The 15,691-nt window shown below is 38.7% G+C and carries 18 protein-coding genes; 11 read left to right on the top strand and 7 right to left on the bottom strand.

Translation table 11 applies throughout. The features are described 5' to 3' along the window. Positions 1-95 precede the first annotated feature (95 nt). Entirely contained in the window at positions 96-518 is a 423-nt protein-coding gene (locus R3X28_RS06230) for a DUF2141 domain-containing protein (protein ID WP_282056478.1), read from the top strand. Between the two features lie 75 nt (positions 519-593). On the opposite strand, the gene R3X28_RS06225 is transcribed toward R3X28_RS06230, so the two are convergent. Next, on the bottom strand, positions 594-1,073 hold the full coding sequence (locus R3X28_RS06225; protein ID WP_154369712.1) for a Dps family protein: 480 nt from the start codon (positions 1,071-1,073) through the stop codon (positions 594-596). 102 nt (positions 1,074-1,175) lie between these two features. Between R3X28_RS06225 and R3X28_RS06220 the strand changes: the two genes are divergently transcribed. Further along, positions 1,176-2,117 (top strand): LysR substrate-binding domain-containing protein, encoded by a 942-nt coding sequence (locus R3X28_RS06220; protein WP_154369714.1) that lies wholly within the window; start codon positions 1,176-1,178, stop codon positions 2,115-2,117. Here R3X28_RS06220 and R3X28_RS06215 read toward each other — a convergent pair whose 3' ends face one another. Continuing rightward, positions 2,118-2,513, bottom strand: a complete 396-nt coding sequence (locus R3X28_RS06215) for a hypothetical protein (RefSeq protein WP_317663342.1) — start codon at positions 2,511-2,513, stop codon at positions 2,118-2,120. Positions 2,514-2,623: 110 nt separating this feature from the next. Further along, positions 2,624-2,821, bottom strand: a complete 198-nt coding sequence (locus R3X28_RS06210) for a hypothetical protein (protein ID WP_154369718.1) — start codon at positions 2,819-2,821, stop codon at positions 2,624-2,626. Between the two features lie 145 nt (positions 2,822-2,966). Here R3X28_RS06210 and R3X28_RS06205 point away from each other — a divergent pair, with 145 nt between their 5' ends. Beyond that, complete coding sequence (locus R3X28_RS06205) at positions 2,967-4,235, top strand: D-alanyl-D-alanine carboxypeptidase/D-alanyl-D-alanine-endopeptidase (RefSeq protein WP_317663340.1); 1,269 nt, start codon at positions 2,967-2,969, stop codon at positions 4,233-4,235. 34 nt (positions 4,236-4,269) lie between these two features. Here R3X28_RS06205 and nudK read toward each other — a convergent pair whose 3' ends face one another. Beyond that, complete coding sequence (gene nudK, locus R3X28_RS06200; RefSeq protein ID WP_317663338.1) at positions 4,270-4,854, bottom strand: GDP-mannose pyrophosphatase NudK; 585 nt, start codon at positions 4,852-4,854, stop codon at positions 4,270-4,272. A gap of 195 nt (positions 4,855-5,049) precedes the next feature. Between nudK and R3X28_RS06195 the strand changes: the two genes are divergently transcribed. Next, on the top strand, positions 5,050-6,624 hold the full coding sequence (locus R3X28_RS06195; protein WP_317663336.1) for a M81 family metallopeptidase: 1,575 nt from the start codon (positions 5,050-5,052) through the stop codon (positions 6,622-6,624). A 111-nt stretch (positions 6,625-6,735) separates the two neighbouring features. Here the strand turns inward: R3X28_RS06195 and R3X28_RS06190 are convergent, their stop codons facing one another. The 3 genes from R3X28_RS06190 to R3X28_RS06180 all read right to left on the bottom strand — a co-directional run bounded on the left by R3X28_RS06190 (position 6,736) and on the right by R3X28_RS06180 (position 9,218). After that, positions 6,736-7,533: a TIGR00266 family protein gene (locus tag R3X28_RS06190; protein WP_317663334.1), complete on the bottom strand. Its 798-nt coding sequence runs from the start codon at positions 7,531-7,533 to the stop codon at positions 6,736-6,738. A 154-nt stretch (positions 7,534-7,687) separates the two neighbouring features. Further along, complete coding sequence (locus R3X28_RS06185) at positions 7,688-8,587, bottom strand: DUF6268 family outer membrane beta-barrel protein (RefSeq protein WP_154369727.1); 900 nt, start codon at positions 8,585-8,587, stop codon at positions 7,688-7,690. 172 nt (positions 8,588-8,759) lie between these two features. Next, positions 8,760-9,218: a DUF4442 domain-containing protein gene (locus tag R3X28_RS06180; protein ID WP_317663331.1), complete on the bottom strand. Its 459-nt coding sequence runs from the start codon at positions 9,216-9,218 to the stop codon at positions 8,760-8,762. Positions 9,219-9,351: 133 nt separating this feature from the next. Here R3X28_RS06180 and R3X28_RS06175 point away from each other — a divergent pair, with 133 nt between their 5' ends. From R3X28_RS06175 to R3X28_RS06145, 7 genes are all read left to right on the top strand, one after another. Then, complete coding sequence (locus tag R3X28_RS06175; protein ID WP_154369729.1) at positions 9,352-9,834, top strand: DUF4870 domain-containing protein; 483 nt, start codon at positions 9,352-9,354, stop codon at positions 9,832-9,834. Next, positions 9,834-10,289 carry a nuclear transport factor 2 family protein gene (locus R3X28_RS06170; RefSeq protein ID WP_282056470.1) on the top strand — a complete coding sequence of 152 codons (456 nt, stop codon included), beginning with the start codon at positions 9,834-9,836 and terminating at the stop codon, positions 10,287-10,289. Before R3X28_RS06175 ends, R3X28_RS06170 begins: the two co-directional genes overlap by 1 nt. A gap of 164 nt (positions 10,290-10,453) precedes the next feature. Further along, entirely contained in the window at positions 10,454-10,792 is a 339-nt protein-coding gene (locus R3X28_RS06165; protein WP_109650550.1) for a PadR family transcriptional regulator, read from the top strand. Then, a complete protein-coding gene (locus R3X28_RS06160) occupies positions 10,792-12,624 on the top strand; it encodes a PspC domain-containing protein (RefSeq protein ID WP_317663325.1) in 1,833 nt (610 codons plus the stop codon). The genes R3X28_RS06165 and R3X28_RS06160 overlap by 1 nt, the downstream gene beginning before the upstream one ends. Before the next feature lie 166 nt (positions 12,625-12,790). Next, positions 12,791-13,522 (top strand): head GIN domain-containing protein, encoded by a 732-nt coding sequence (locus tag R3X28_RS06155; protein ID WP_154369733.1) that lies wholly within the window; start codon positions 12,791-12,793, stop codon positions 13,520-13,522. Between the two features lie 105 nt (positions 13,523-13,627). Then, positions 13,628-14,638: a dipeptide epimerase gene (locus R3X28_RS06150; RefSeq protein WP_154369735.1), complete on the top strand. Its 1,011-nt coding sequence runs from the start codon at positions 13,628-13,630 to the stop codon at positions 14,636-14,638. Then, the gene (locus R3X28_RS06145; RefSeq protein WP_317663321.1) at positions 14,638-15,684 is read left to right on the top strand and encodes a pyridoxal phosphate-dependent aminotransferase family protein; all 1,047 of its coding nucleotides are present in this window, start codon (positions 14,638-14,640) and stop codon (positions 15,682-15,684) included. The genes R3X28_RS06150 and R3X28_RS06145 overlap by 1 nt, the downstream gene beginning before the upstream one ends. The last annotated feature ends 7 nt before the right edge of the window (positions 15,685-15,691 follow it).

Genomic DNA, 15,691 nt, shown 5'->3' with positions numbered 1-15,691 from the left:
TCAGTCCTATAAAACAACAATTGGGTCAATGTAGTTTTTAAAAAGTGGGTAATTAGTGGAGTTTTGAAGCATCATTAACAAATAAACCACGATAGATGAAAACTTTAGCACTTATTATCACTTTGACCCTTTCCAACCTAATCGCAACTGCCCAAGACCCTCAAGAAGGTATTACGTTGACTGTACATATCGAAAATGTAATGAACGATAACGGTAAGGTTCTGGCAACCTTGCACAATTCAGAAACCTTTATGAAAGGAGCAGGTGTTGACTATGCCTCGGCAGACAGCAAAAAAGGCCAATTGACCCTTACCTTTGAGAACATTACTCCCGGTGAATATGCCGTTATGTTACTACATGATGAGAACAATAACAAACAAATGGATTTTGAAGCCAACGGAATGCCCAAAGAAAACTATGCCACTAGTGGTAGTATGCAATTATATGGGCCACCGACTTTTGATGCCTCAAAATTTGAAGTTACCGATGAAGATATTGAGTTCAATATTAGATTTTAGACAACCATCATCAATCAAAAAATAAAAAAGGCTTCCAAGATGGAAGCCTTTTTTCTGTCAATATTCCAGAAACTACTAAATATCTTCTGCCAACCATGCTTTCATCATCCACACGGTTTTTTCCTGTTCAGAGATAAAATCGCTCATCATTGAATTTGTTCCTTCATCTTCAGCTTCATCGGAAGCATTTAAAAGCTTACGCTCGATCATTAACAATTGCGTCAATGATTCCACGATCAAACGTATGGCTTCCTCATCCTTGGTGACATTCTTACCTACCGGCACCTTGGAATTAGCTATATAATCCTCAAAAGTATGCAAAGGCACTCCTCCTAAGGTAAGGATACGTTCGGCTATCTCATCTACTTTCATATTCGCATCATCATAAAGCTCTTCGAACTTAACATGAAGGTCAAAAAAACGTTTCCCCTTAATATTCCAATGAATACCCCTTAAATTCTGGTAATATCTTTGAAAATTTGCTAATAACTCGTTTAAATCATCACTTAAAGCCAATGATTTTTCGGCATTTAAACCAATACTATTGTAAGACATAATGTTTGTTTTTATTGTGATATAAAATTAATGAATATTCAGCCTTTTGAGGGTAGTTTTGATCGTTAGTTTTTATATTTTTATAAGCTGAAATTATAATCCATGACCATTACTCAATTACAGTATGTATTGGCTGTTGCCGAGCACAAGAATTTTACTTTGGCCGCCCAAAAAAGTTTTGTTACTCAACCTACGTTAAGTATGCAAGTACAGAAACTTGAAGATGAATTGGACGTACTCATTTTTGACCGTGCAAAAAAACCGATCGCTGTTACCGAGGTAGGGGAAAAAATTGTGGAGCAGGCGAAAAACATAGTTAACGAAGCAAATCGCATCAAGGATATCGTAGATCAGGACAAGGGTTTTATCGGTGGTGATTATACATTGGGTATTATACCTACCATTATGCCCACACTTTTACCCATGTTCCTAAAAACGTTTATTAAACAATATCCGAAAGTTAACCTGATCATTAAAGAACAAAATACCGAAAACCTTATTCGTAATATCCAAGATGGCCATATAGATGCAGCTATTGCAGCTACTCCCTTAGAAATTGAATTCATTAAGGAAAGGCCTTTATATTATGAACCTTTTGTGGGTTATGTACCGCCGAACCATAGATTGGCTAACTCAACAAAACTTGATCCGTCGGACCTGGATATCTCGGATATACTCTTATTGCGAGACGGGCACTGTTTTAGGGATGGTGTCATCAACCTCTGTAATGCGACCAAAAATTATGGGGAAGAACATTTTAGATTACAGAGTGGTAGTTTCGAGACCTTGGTAAACTTATCGAATGAAGGACTTGGAATGACCCTCTTACCCTACCTGAACACCCTTGACCTGGATGAGAGCAAAAAGAAATACTTAAAACATTTCAATGCCCCCTCCCCTGCTCGTGAAGTGAGTTTGATTTATCATAAGAGTGAATTGAAAATTCAAATTACGGAGGCATTAAGGGATGTTATTTCAGGAATTGTGAGAGGTGCGATTGCCTTTCAGGATGTAAAGATCATCAGTCCGATCAATAAATCGTGATCAATTGATTTTTTTAAATCGATATGAACATTCCTCAATACAACCTAAAAAACCCAAGATCAATTTGCTTTCCTCAAATGAAATGAGGTAAACAGGTTCATACAGCTCAGAATTACACAAAAACCGTAGATAAAGCCTTTCCTCACCAATGGCAAAAGTACCATTTACCGGTGCTTTACAGCCTTCCCACTTAGAAAGTTGCAACGTACCGTCCTTACTGAATTCATAAACCACACCATCATCAACGAAGGTCCAATCAACAATGCCGCCGGGACTTATTTTTGTTGCCTCAAGTTGCCATTTTCCGATAATGTCCTGTACAATAACATCACCATTCAAATCATCATCAGTACAACCAAGCAACATTACGAACAAAAATGGAAAAAGGTACCTCATCAATTTCTTACTACGATTTACGTACGGTATATTAAATTATATACGGTACAAATGCAATTGTGGTTGTCCTAATCCCTCAAAAAAAAACCACCCTCTCGGGTGGTTATACATTATGCTTTTAATAAAATAAGACTATCCTGTAATTGCGGTTTGTCGGTAATGAACTGTTGTACCCAGTACTTCAGTTCTTCAATTTCGGCCGGCAGTAGTCTTTTTACTGCCTTTTCTAACTCTTTACAAAAGAGTTTAGCGTCAAAACTAACTTTTTTCAGTACCGTTTTAGTGTACTCAAACATAGCTCTTGCCATATTCCAAAATATTTAATTAGTTGTTGTTTACTCAAAGTTAACTATAAAATCAGATACATTATTGCTTGCAAATCGTTAAATATTCAATAAATTCCTGTTAATTTAATAATCATAGGAAGAAATTGATAAATTTCACGATAAAGGCATGAGAAAAATCGTTGTTCTACTTTTATTAACTATCTTATTCACAAGCTGTTCCAGTGCTAAAAGGCAGATATCAAAAGAAATCGGAAGCCAATTGAAAACCAAGGCGTACAAGAACCAATTCACCGGATTATTGTTGGTTGATGCTAAAACTAAAGATACTTTGTTCAAAAGTAACAGTACCAAGTTTTTTACACCTGCCAGTAACACCAAGATATATACACTTTACGCAGCTTTAAAATTGATTCCCGAAAGAATACCCGTCCTCGAATATCTTGTTCGGCATGATACGCTTTATGTTCAAGGTACGGGTAACCCAACCAATTTACACCCGTATTTCAATGATAGTACAGCGGTTAATTTTATGAAACCCTATGAACACATTGTTCTTTACCTAAATAATTTTCAAGATGACAAATATGGTCCGGGTTGGTCGTGGGACGATTATCAATATTACTATTCTCCCGAGCGTAGTGGGCTTCCCCTTTATGGCAACGTGCTAACTATTGAAAATGGAGATGGCCTTAGGGTCTTCCCTGAATATTTCAGTGACAGTATTGTACCAATAAAGCATTCATATCGGCGCGAACCCAATCGGAACATGTTCTATTTTGACCCTAAACAGAAAGACACTCTTGAAATTCCTTTGGTGACCGATAGTAGTCTCACACGAAATTTATTGGAGAAAGTACTGGGTAAAAAAGTCAAAATCACCAATTCAAAACCGATTGGGGAACACAAAGTTTTATTTGGAATACATGCTGATACAATTTATAAAAGGATGATGGAAGTAAGTGACAATTTCCTTGCGGAACAGTTATTGTTCGTAGCCTCCTCTACGATTTCTGACACATTGAACAGTGCCAAAGCACGGAAATATGTGCTAGAAAAACACTTGATCGATTTACGACAACCGCCCAGATGGGTCGATGGTTCTGGACTTTCCCGATATAACCTGTTCACACCGGAATCCATGGTTCATGTTTTGGACAAGCTTTATACAGAAATCCCCGAAGAAAGGTTATTTCAATTTTTCCCTACCGGAGGAGTTAACGGTACGTTGGAAGATTGGTACCCTGGCGACCCCGAACCCTATATCCATGCAAAAACCGGCAGCTTAAGCAATAATCATTGTTTAAGTGGTTATTTACTGACCAAATCAGGAAAAACAGTGATTTTCAGTTTTATGAACAACCATTTTACCGAAAATTCTTCCGAAGTAAAAAAACGGATGCAAAGTATCTTAGAAAAAGTACGGGACACGTATTAATTAAGATCCGGATTATAAGGAAGAAGATTTACTATCAAACAACCAATCCGTTTACTTGGGCATACTGTAATAATATAATAGTCTTTGCATCTTTGATTTCACCTGACTTGATCATATCAATGGCTTCTTGAAAAGGCATCTCCAAAACTTCTATATTCTCGGTTTCATGGTCCACACCACCTCCTTCACTTACTTTCATACCGTCTTCATAGGCTGCGACAAAATAATGCAAAACCTCGGTTACGGCACCAGGCGAGCTATATGCTTCAAATATTTTACGTACTTCACCAATCTTGTAACCTGTTTCTTCTTCCACTTCTTTCTTAATACAAACCTCAGGATGATCGCCATCTAAAAGTCCGGCACAGACCTCGACCATCATTCCATCTTCATTGCCATTTACATATGTGGGCATCCTAAATTGCCGTGTTAACACAACTGTACCTTTCTCTTTGTTATATAATAAGATAGCCGCCCCATTTCCCCGATCGTACACTTCACGGGATTGGGTTTCCCAAGTACCATCCTCCCTTTCATATTCAAAGGTCATTTTATTCAGAATGTACCAATTATCCGATAACAATTCGGTTTCTATATTCCTTATGCTTCCTTTTTCCAAAATCCTTCTGGTTTTTATAACTGTTATTTATTGAAACCCCATTTAAAATGTCGATAAAAATAATGGGACATTATCCCAATAAACAGGGGCTAGAAATGAAATTTTAATACTACTTTTAATCAACGGATAAAAACGAATTCAATTATATTCGAGAGCTAATTTCCGGGATTTTAACCAAACCAAAGCATAAACCACATGAAAAAGTCTTTTGTACTGCTACTTATTTCATTTTTTCTAACAGTAAGTTGCAAACAAGTCCAAAAAGAAAAACAAGAAACCAAAAAACTGCCAAGAGTCGCCATTGCGGGAATAGGGATTGAATCGAGTACCTTCTCCCCTGCCCAGAGCCATGAAGAAGCATTTCATGCGCGAATCGGGGATTCTATCTTTGGAAGATATCCGTTTTTTGCTGAAGGAAGTGACATACGAAATAGGGCCGAATGGGTTCCGACACTTTTGGGTAAAGCTATACCTGGCGGAATCGTTACAAGGGAAGCTTATGAAAGTATGGTAGGCAAAACCTTGAAAATGCTGGAAGAAAATGGCCCTTATGACGGACTTTTCTTCGATATTCATGGTGCAATGAGCGTAGTAGGTTTACAAGATGCCGAAGGCGACCTCATTAAACGTATTCGAGAAGTCGTAGGCCCTGAGGTTTTGATTTCCACCTCTATGGATTTACATGGTAACGTAACAGAAACCCTTGCCGAACAGAGCGATCTGATCACATGCTACCGCATGGCTCCGCATGAAGACGCTTTGGAATCAAAAGCAAGGGCGATTACCAACATGTTAGATCGTTTGGAAAACGGCAAGGGCAAACCTGAATATAAGGCATGGATTCCCGTACCGATCCTGTTGCCAGGCGAAAAAACAAGTACCCGTATAGAACCCGGAAAAAGCCTTTACGCTAAAATACCGGCCATTGAACAGCAAGAAGGCGTTATAGACGCTGCCATATGGATTGGCTATGCTTGGGCCGACGAACCCCGTAACCATGCCGTGGTAATGGTAACCGGAGATGATAAAGAGGAAGTTACAAAAGGAGCTGAAGATTTAGCCAAAGCTTTCTGGGAGGTACGTAATGAATTTGAATTCGTAGCCCCTGTCGCTACTTTTGAAGAGAGTTTAGCCAAGGCTTTGAAGAGTAAAAAACATCCCTATATCATAAGTGATATGGGTGACAACCCTACCGCAGGGGGTGCCGGTGATGTTACTTGGACATTAACGGAACTCTTGGCACGACCTGAATTCAAATCGGAAAAAGGCCCTTCTTTGATATATGCCTCAATACCCGGGCCTGAATTGATCAATGAAGCTTTAAAAGTCGGTGTCGGTGGAAAAGTTTCCGCAATGGCAGGTGCCGAAGTTGACGATCGTTTCGCCCCTCCCCTAAAACTTACCGGTACGGTAACGGCCATAAAAGAAGGGGACCGTGATGCGGAAGTTGAAGTCGTTGTACAAATTGGGAGCATAAAGGTCATTGTTACGAAAAAAAGAAAACCATACCACTACAAGGCCGATTTTACAGATTTGAACCTAGATCCTGAAAAATCGGATATCGTAGTAGTTAAAATCGGGTATTTGGTTCCCGAACTTTATAAAATGCGGGGCGATTGGATCATGGCCTTGACCCCAGGCGGAGTTGACCAAGATTTGGAGCGTTTGGGCCACAAGCACATTAAACGCCCTATGTTCCCGTTAGACAAAGATATGGAGACACCTGATTTAAGCGCACGATTGATCAAGGCTTCGGACAAACTAGAGTAATGTTAAAAAAAAGAAGGGGAAATGGCATAAGAACCAATCTCCCCTTCTTTAAACATTATTTTTTGATTTTTAAGTATTTATAATAAGGACATATAAGGCGTAAATACCCGATTAAAATCGGTTATCCCCACCAACGATATCGCCTAGAGTCCCTAAAATACTTCCTTCACCTTTGTCCTTACCTCCTCTGGGAATCGATGCCACTATCCTTCCGGCCAATCGACTAAAAGGCAAAGATTGAATGTATACCGTTCCTGGTCCCCGAAGTGTCGCAAAGAACAATCCCTCACCTCCGAAAACCGTATTTTTTATTCCACCAACAAACTCGATATCATAATCTACATCTTTGGTAAAACCGACAATACAGCCTGTATCCACTTTTAATACTTCGCCAGGGGCCAAAACCTTTTTTGCTAATGTTCCACCAGCATGTACAAAAGCCATTCCGTCACCTTCTAACTTTTGCATAATAAAACCTTCACCCCCAAATAACCCCCTACCCAAGCGTTTCGAAAACTCAATCCCTACCGATACACCCTTAGCAGCGCAAAGGAAGGCATCTTTTTGGCAAATGAACTTCCCATCTTTTTCAGAAAGATCAATAGGCAATATTTTTCCAGGATAGGGAGAAGCAAAGCTTACTTGCTTTTTTCCTTGTCCTGCATTTAAAAAAGCGGTCATAAAAAGACTCTCTCCTGTGAGTACCCTTTTCCCGGCTGAGAATATTTTACCAAGAACACTATTGTCCTGATTAGATCCATCGCCGAAAATGGTATCCATCTTAATGTCGGAATCCATCATCATAAAACTACCCGCTTCAGCCACAACGGCCTCTTGCGGATCCAGTTCTATTTCGACATATTGCATTTCTTCCCCGTAAATCTGGTAATCTATTTCGTGTGCGTTCATTTAAAAGTTTTTAGTGATTGACATTGATTAGTTGCTGAATTTCATCTTTTGTTACACCTCATTGATTTTTTCCATTTTAATTGAAAAATACAAGGTATAAAAAATCAAGTTCAACTAAAAAAACACCGTTTCAACTATTCATGAACCACTTTGGCTAATAAGGGCTTTTAACTTTTGCTTTTTTACCAAAGTTGTACCTTAACCCAAAATTATAATATAAGCCATTTTCCAATTCAAAATCATAAATCTCGTCCGAATCGTAATCTTGAACTTCCATCGTGTTAAAAGCGGAATAACCGGCCTTGGCATTGAATACGAAAGCCTTTAGGAAAGTTACATTATAACCTACCCCACCGACCAAATAGGTGTTTTTCAACTTTCCGGTATAATCTTCTCTATAGATTTCAATATCATCATTGATATTTCCCGCGAAACCATCCAAGGTTGTGAAAGCTTCAAAATTATGGTTCTCACGAAAAGACCATTTTAACCTACTATCGGGAAAACCTATTTTATATGCCCATTGATCATCTATCCTTTTGGTGTAAGCAACGACCGGAATCGGGAAATTCAATCCGTTTTGGGCATCATATTCAACCCCGAAACTCCACATAGAGTTGTTTTCCTCGTTTAATTTATCAAATACCAACGAACCATTAACAAAGATATCTTCGTTACCCAATTCCTCTTCATCAAAATTAGAGGATATCTGTGGAGCCACTTTTAAAGAAAACCCCCATCCGTTCTCAAGTATTCGATTATATAATAAGCCTAAACTAAAGGTCTGGAAATTATCGATTTGGTATGTTTCAAAAGGTACGTCCTCGTCAACATAACCAATGTTCAAATTTTGATATTCACCAATTAAGCTGATACTTTCCTTACTTGAAAAGTTCTTTATCGGAAAATCGAACCCAACGCTATTCTTTTTAAAAGTTCCCACTTCGGAATTAGGTAAGATTTCAGAGTTGAAATAAACACTCCCGGTTTCCTGTGAAAAGCCCACACCTACCGCACTTAAAATAAAGATAATCACCAATTTTCGCATTTTCATTTCTAATTTAAAGATTATTGATCCGGTCTTGATTACTATAGACTAGCTCCAAGACCAATTAGAAACGAAATTGGTGATTATGCCTAAGAACAACAAAGCAAATAGATCTGTAAGGGTTTTAAGTATACCAAACAGGGGTATTTATCTACGGAATGCTTTTAAAGCGTAAAATTTATTTCTTTTTTAACTTAACCGTCCACTCAAACTCAAAGGTAGATACCACTACCCCATCCTCATTTACACCTACCGATTTCATCCAAACGGTCTGCCCCTCTCCAGTAGCAATAGTTTTATCCAGTGCATCCTTTATCTTATGGCCATCTTCACAAGTAAACGTAATTCTGCCGGTGGCCTTTTTTGAAAAATTGGCCGTGTTGTTCAACACCAGCATCGAAATCTTTTTACCACTTTCCTTTATCTGATCAATGACCATCGTACCCGTACTGAATTCTGCCGCCATACCTTGTACGGCCCAAAACATGGAGTTAAAGGGGTTCTGATTAAACCATTTATGCTTAACCGTAACGATGGCTTTTTGCTTATCTATATACTTTAATCGCACACCACACCACCAAGCCGATGGTAATTTAAAAAAAGAGAATGTATTGAATTTTCGTACGGTAGTACCCATGATCATTATAATTTTCACTAAATGTATGCAAAATAATCGACCTTTTAAATGTTAATACTATGTTAATTTTTAGTACTATGTTTTGCAAAGTACCTTCTTTTAGCCATATATTTGTATAAGAAAATAATAGGCCATGACAGACACCATCTCAAAACACGAACGAAATTTATCAGCGATCATACACGCATCTACCTTTAGCAAGTTCTTTATTCCCTTTGGTAATTTCATTATTCCGTTGGTATTATGGACAGCGAACAAGAGGGATTATGAATTTGTTGACCACAACGGTAAACAGGCATTGAACTTTCAGATTAGCATGCTTTTATATTCTATAATCCTAGGTATGATAAGCATTCCGTTTTTCATTGGTTTTCTTCCCAATATTTTCGATCACGGCTTTTTCGGCTTCGATGGCCTAAACAGTTATAACAATTTCAATATAGATATAGACTTGGACGGTTTTCCTTTCAACGGATGGATTTTCCCCGTTGGAATAGCTGGTTTATTGCACGGTGCCTTATTCATCGTAAATGTGGTATATACCATTTTGGCAACCATGAAAACCAATGAGGGAGAGACTTTTAGATACCCTTTCACCATAAACTTTATAAAATAATGAGGCCACTAAAAAACATAATACTCTTTTCTTGTATGATCTTGATGGCCAACCTATCAACGGCTCAAGTGCCTGAGGGTTCTGAATTATATGAAACCATATTGGCCATGGACACTGCTTATTTCGCGGCTTATAATACTTGTGATATGGAAACCCAAGCAATGATCTTGGCCGAAGATCTGGAATTCTACCATGACAAAGGGGGATTATCAACCTCTAAGGAAGAAATACTCGAAAGCATAGAAAAAAACATTTGTGGCAAAGTAACCCGTGAATTGGTTGAGGACAGCTTCGAAGTTCACGAAATCAAAGGTTTCGGGGCGATAGCCATGGGGCTTCATAAATTTTACAATAACCAGGAACCGGATGCGATTTCAAAACCAAGCAAATTTATAGGTATATGGACACAAAACAATAATAAATGGCAGATGACCAGAATCATCAGTTTACACTAAATGGAGGAAATGGGAATAGGGAACACCCTAGTTGCCCGGAGGAGTTTAATCATCAATCAAAACCTGAACTGGATCTATTTCAAGACATCTTAATCACGTGTCACACATTGAAATAGACCCAGGCCAGGAAAAACGAACAGTTAAATTAATAGAATCATGAAATTATGAATGTAGAAAACACAAAAGCACAAATGCGAAAGGGGGTTTTGGAGTACTGCATACTGTCTATCCTGAACGGAGAGGACAAATATGCTTCCGAAATTCTTAGTACCCTTAAAGACGCTAAGATGCTTGTCGTTGAAGGTACCATTTACCCTCTATTGACGAGGCTTAAGAATGCCGGCTTACTCAACTATCGTTGGGAAGAGTCTACTTCCGGACCTCCACGAAAATATTACACCTTGACCGAAACAGGAAAATTGTTCCTGAAAGAACTAGATACTACCTGGGATGAATTAAGAATGGCCACCAACGTGGTAACCAACAAAAAAAACAAAAAATAATGAACAAGACAGTAAACATAAATCTCGCAAATAGGCTTTTTCACATGGATGAAGAGGCATACAACAAGATGCGTCGATATTTGGAAGCTATAAAACGTTCATTCGCCAACACCCCGGGCAGTGATGAGATACAAGCTGATATCGAAGCGAGAATTGCAGAACTTTTTTATGAAAAATTGGAAAATGAACGACAGGTCATCACCTTGAAAGAAGTTGATACCATAATTTCGGTCATGGGACAACCTGAGGATTATATGATCGATGAGGATATTTTCGAAGACGAACCTATTAATAAAGGGAAAAAATCTGCGAATACCACTTCTAGGGTCAAAAAACTCTACCGGGATATGGAGCATAAATATATAGGTGGTGTTTGTGCCGGATTGGAACATTATCTTGGTCTCGATGCCCTATGGATCCGTATAATTTTCATTCTCCTTGCGGTAACCACCGGTTTTGGTTTCATTGCATATATACTTCTTTGGATATTGGTTCCTGAAGCAGTTACAACCTCCCAAAAATTGGATATGACGGGAAAGCCCGTGAACATCAGCAATATAGAGCGCAAAGTTAAAGAAGGTATTGATGATGTTACAGACAGGGTAAAAAGTGTGGATTATGAAAAGGTGGGCAATAAGGTAAAAAGCAGTAGTAAAAGCTTCTTTGATACCATCGGCGATATATTCATGTTCATTTTTAAGGTCTTCGGAAAATTCATAGGAATTCTCTTGATCTTGATCGGAGCAGCTACGTTGATCGGTTTGTTCATAGGCCTTTTCACCGTTGGGGTTTTGGACATGATACATATTCCAGGAGTAGATTTTTACAACATGGTCAACTCTACCAATGCGCCGGTTTGGTTGGTCTCTTTATTAGCGTTCTTCGCGATTGGCATACCTTTTTTCTTTGTACTTTATCTAGGACTAAAGATTTTAGTGAACAACTTAAAATCCATCGGTAACATTGCCAAATTCACTTTATTGGGCTTATGGCTTATATCATTGGTTACTTTGGTCGTTTTAGGTATTCGGCAAGCAGCGGCACATGCCTATTCAGATAGTGTAACTGTTGAACAGTCTTTATATTTCGAGGTGCCCAATGATACCTTGACAATTAGTATGCAGACTTCGGAATATTTCGAAAAAAGAAGAAATATGGCGATTGATGGGGTTATGGTAACTTCAACAGATGAGGGAGAAGAAATCTTGGTCTCGGACGATGTTCGCCTGTCCTTAAAAAAGTCAAAGGATAGTATTGTTCGTGTTAAAATTCGCAAAGATGCCAATGGCAGCTCTTTTAACGAAGCAAAGGAGATTGCCCGAAATATTGAATATTCTTATAAGGTGGAAGGTAATACCATTGCTTTCGATGATTTTCTTACTACATCCTTACAATATAAGTTCAGGGACCAAGAGGTCTGGATAACTCTCTATGTACCGGAAGGTAAAAAGATTCAATTCGATAGTGAGTCTAAAAGATGCATGCCAATAAGTGCGAATAATGACCAAGATATGGGACGATGTGATTTACAGGAACATATTTGGGATATGGGAACCGATAGTGAACTGAAATGTTTGGATTGTCCCGAAATCATTGAAGAAGAAGACGCACAAGGCAATGACCGAATAATCATAAATGAGGATGGCATAGACATCGATATTAAGGACAATGGGGATTCCTTTAAAATGAAGATCGATCAGAACGGCGTTAAAATCCAGGCCGACGACAGCACCGATGGGGAAGTATTGAACATTGACCTGAACGATAAAGGTGATGGACTTAAAATGAACATAGACGAGGAAGGTGTCGTCATCAAAAACAAGAACAGTTAAATCATCAATACAGTTCAGTAAGCATAATCAACAACTGGGTAACCAACTATTTTTTAAATACCAGATAAAAAATAAATTTATTGACTCATACCGATTTTGTTTCGGTAAACAACCAAAAAATCATTAATCTGACCTTGAAGTATTCTCAAGGTAAAAACAAACAATCATGACAACACTAGTAAGAATTACAATCGCACTGATTTTAGCCTTATTTCTATCTTCCTGTGGATTTGACATCAACTTCGGGGATTTCGGTAGTGGTAAGAAAGGAAATGGGAACGTTACTTCCGAAACTAGGGAGATAACCAGTGAATTTACAGAGGTTTCAGCTTCAGAGGGCCTTGATGTTTATGTTACCCAAGGGGATGAATTCGGTATTACCGTTGAAGCGGATGAGAACATCATCGATCTAATCGCAACGGATATTAAAAATGACAGACTACGAATCCATGCCGAAGAAAATATCGGAAGGGCCACTAAAAAAGTCTTTGTTACCTTGCCCGAAATTACTGCCTTAAAGAGTTCTAGCGGTGCCCACTTAAGTACTGAGAACATGGTCAATTCCGATAAATTGGAAATTGACGGCAGTAGTGGGGCCAACATTCAAATAGAAATGAATGTAAGTGAGGTGGATATCGATGCCAGCAGTGGGGCCAACCTTAATTTATCCGGCGATTCCCAGACCATCTACGTAGATGCAAGTTCCGGAGCTAATATCAACGCAAAAAAATTAACCTCTAAAGTATGCCATGCCGATGCCAGTAGCGGTGGTAACGTATCGGTATATGTTTCTGATGATCTAACCGCTGATGCCAGTAGTGGTGGTAACATTTCTTATTCTGGGGATGCCAATGTCACCAAAAAGAAATCTGTATCGGGGAGTGTACATAAAAACTAAGTGATATACCATCTAAAACCTACTTAAAGAACCATCGAAATTACGATGGTTTTTTTAATTTATAGTCCATCGGCTTTATCTATCTTAGTGTAAACATTTTTCAGCATGCAAATCCTATTAAAAAAATACACCTTAGCCTTAAAACATACCTTTAGTATTTCCAGGGAGTCACATGATTATCAAGACACTATGATCGTGGGTCTATCTTTGAACGGACAAACGGGTTATGGCGAGGCCACTTCAAACCCCTATTACAAAATTACGGTTGAAAGTATGATGGGTGAGATTGAAACCGTAAGGGAGAAAATAGAATCCTTTGATTTTACCCTTCCCGAGGTATTTCATCAATTTCTTACAGAGCAAGGATTGAGCAATTTTACCATCTGTGCCCTGGATTTGGCAGCTCATGATCTTTATGGCAAATTATTGGGCAAACCCCTATACGATATTTGGGGAACGGGAATTAACCACTACCCTACTTCAAATTACACAATAGGGATAGCCGACATACCAACCATGGTCCGCAAAATGGAAGAAAAACCATGGCCGATCTATAAAATTAAACTTGGGACCGAAAATGATGTGGAAATCGTACGTGAATTACGCAAACATACCGATGCCATATTCAGGATTGATGCCAATTGTGCTTGGACAGCCGAGGAAACCATAGCCAATGCCCCATTACTTAAAGAGTTAGCGGTTGAATTTTTAGAACAGCCCTTAAAAGCATCTGATTGGGATGGTATGAAAAAAGTATCGGAACATTGTGTATTACCTGTTATAGCGGACGAAAGCTGTATCCTTGAATCCGATGTTGAAGCATGTGGGCCATATTTCGACGGAATCAATATTAAGCTGACCAAATGCGGTGGTTTAACGCCGGCTCTTCGTATGATCAAAAAAGGTAAAGCCATGGGGTTAAAAGTAATGGTTGGTTGTATGACCGAGTCTTCTGTCGGAATCTCGGCCATTGCACAACTTGCACCACAACTGGATTTTGTTGATATGGACGGCGCAATGTTATTAAAGGAAGATATTGCCAACGGAATACGTATAAATGAAGATGCCTCCCTTGAATTTCCGAAATTGGGCGGCAGCGGAATAACCTTAAAATAATGGCACATTATATCGATGGTTTTCCTGGACGGGAAATAACGGTAAAAGGCTCAAAATACCACTATTTTGGTGGAACCTCTTATTTAGGGCTCCAGACCGATCTGGAATATCAAGATCTATTTATCAAGAACATAAGGCAATACGGCACTAATTATGGTGCATCTAGAAAATCGAATATTCGCCTTTCCGTTTATGAAAAATCCGAATCTTTACTCGCTGATACCGTCGGCAGTGCATCGGCCCTAACATTATCCTCCGGTTATTTGGCCGGCCAATTCGTTGCCCAAAATTTCAACAAACCGGAATACAAGCTATTTTATGCCCCAAACACCCATTCGGCACTTTACAATAATTACAACAAACCTTATACAGACTTCATTGAATTGAAATGTGCGATTCTAGAACATTTAAAAAGCAATAATAAAGTTACTCCTGTGGTTTTTATCGATTCCGTGGATTTCAGTGGTCAAAATTATCCTGATTTCAACGGATTAAAAACCCTTCCTTTAGACAAGATAATCATTGTAGCCGATGATTCCCATGGCATTGGTATAATTGGGAATAACGGTGAAGGGGTTTTTAGGACATTACTAGGATTTAAGCCTAAGGAATTGATAGTCTGCTGCTCTTTGGGCAAAGGTTATGCCATACAGGCCGGGGCGGTATTCGGCACCGAAGACAGAATAGAACAACTTGGTAATACGGCTTTTTTTGGCGGAGCTAGTCCTGCCGCTCCTTCAAGTATGGCAACATTCCTTGATGGACAAGATATTTACAACAAAAAAAGAGGACAACTCTTTCAAAATATGTCCTACTTTGAAAAAACAATACACCAACTCGTTTTTTTCAATCATATGCACGGTCACCCTACGTACTCCTTCAATTCTCCTAAATTGGCCGATTATCTTGAAGAAAACGGTCATATAATTACCAACTTCAATTACCCCGCAGAAAGTTCATCTGTTATGAGCCGTATTGTTTTGAGCAGTCATCATACCAAAAAAGATATGGATCGCTTCTCTCTTCTTTTAAATTCCTTTCTTTAACAGTACG

Origin of the sequence: Maribacter sp. TH_r10 (assembly GCF_033101095.1) — a bacterium.
GTDB classification, from domain to species: Bacteria; Bacteroidota; Bacteroidia; order Flavobacteriales; family Flavobacteriaceae; genus Maribacter_A; species Maribacter_A luteus.
The sequence above is the reverse complement of the archived record's forward strand: the minus strand, read 5'-3'. Positions and strand labels throughout refer to the sequence as shown.

Excerpts from the sequence above, each read along its gene's own strand:
- R3X28_RS06230 (WP_282056478.1), top strand. The coding sequence starts at position 96 with ATGAAAACTTTAGCACTTATTATCACTTTGACCCTTTCCAACCTAATC.
- R3X28_RS06225 (WP_154369712.1), bottom strand. The coding sequence starts at position 1,073 with ATGTCTTACAATAGTATTGGTTTAAATGCCGAAAAATCATTGGCTTTA.
- R3X28_RS06220 (WP_154369714.1), top strand. The coding sequence starts at position 1,176 with ATGACCATTACTCAATTACAGTATGTATTGGCTGTTGCCGAGCACAAG.
- R3X28_RS06215 (WP_317663342.1), bottom strand. The coding sequence starts at position 2,513 with ATGAGGTACCTTTTTCCATTTTTGTTCGTAATGTTGCTTGGTTGTACT.
- R3X28_RS06210 (WP_154369718.1), bottom strand. The coding sequence starts at position 2,821 with ATGGCAAGAGCTATGTTTGAGTACACTAAAACGGTACTGAAAAAAGTT.
- R3X28_RS06205 (WP_317663340.1), top strand. The coding sequence starts at position 2,967 with ATGAGAAAAATCGTTGTTCTACTTTTATTAACTATCTTATTCACAAGC.
- R3X28_RS06195 (WP_317663336.1), top strand. The coding sequence starts at position 5,050 with ATGAAAAAGTCTTTTGTACTGCTACTTATTTCATTTTTTCTAACAGTA.
- R3X28_RS06190 (WP_317663334.1), bottom strand. The coding sequence starts at position 7,533 with ATGAACGCACACGAAATAGATTACCAGATTTACGGGGAAGAAATGCAA.
- R3X28_RS06185 (WP_154369727.1), bottom strand. The coding sequence starts at position 8,587 with ATGAAAATGCGAAAATTGGTGATTATCTTTATTTTAAGTGCGGTAGGT.
- R3X28_RS06180 (WP_317663331.1), bottom strand. The coding sequence starts at position 9,218 with ATGGGTACTACCGTACGAAAATTCAATACATTCTCTTTTTTTAAATTA.
- R3X28_RS06175 (WP_154369729.1), top strand. The coding sequence starts at position 9,352 with ATGACAGACACCATCTCAAAACACGAACGAAATTTATCAGCGATCATA.
- R3X28_RS06170 (WP_282056470.1), top strand. The coding sequence starts at position 9,834 with ATGAGGCCACTAAAAAACATAATACTCTTTTCTTGTATGATCTTGATG.
- R3X28_RS06165 (WP_109650550.1), top strand. The coding sequence starts at position 10,454 with ATGAATGTAGAAAACACAAAAGCACAAATGCGAAAGGGGGTTTTGGAG.
- R3X28_RS06160 (WP_317663325.1), top strand. The coding sequence starts at position 10,792 with ATGAACAAGACAGTAAACATAAATCTCGCAAATAGGCTTTTTCACATG.
- R3X28_RS06155 (WP_154369733.1), top strand. The coding sequence starts at position 12,791 with ATGACAACACTAGTAAGAATTACAATCGCACTGATTTTAGCCTTATTT.
- R3X28_RS06150 (WP_154369735.1), top strand. The coding sequence starts at position 13,628 with ATGCAAATCCTATTAAAAAAATACACCTTAGCCTTAAAACATACCTTT.
- R3X28_RS06145 (WP_317663321.1), top strand. The coding sequence starts at position 14,638 with ATGGCACATTATATCGATGGTTTTCCTGGACGGGAAATAACGGTAAAA.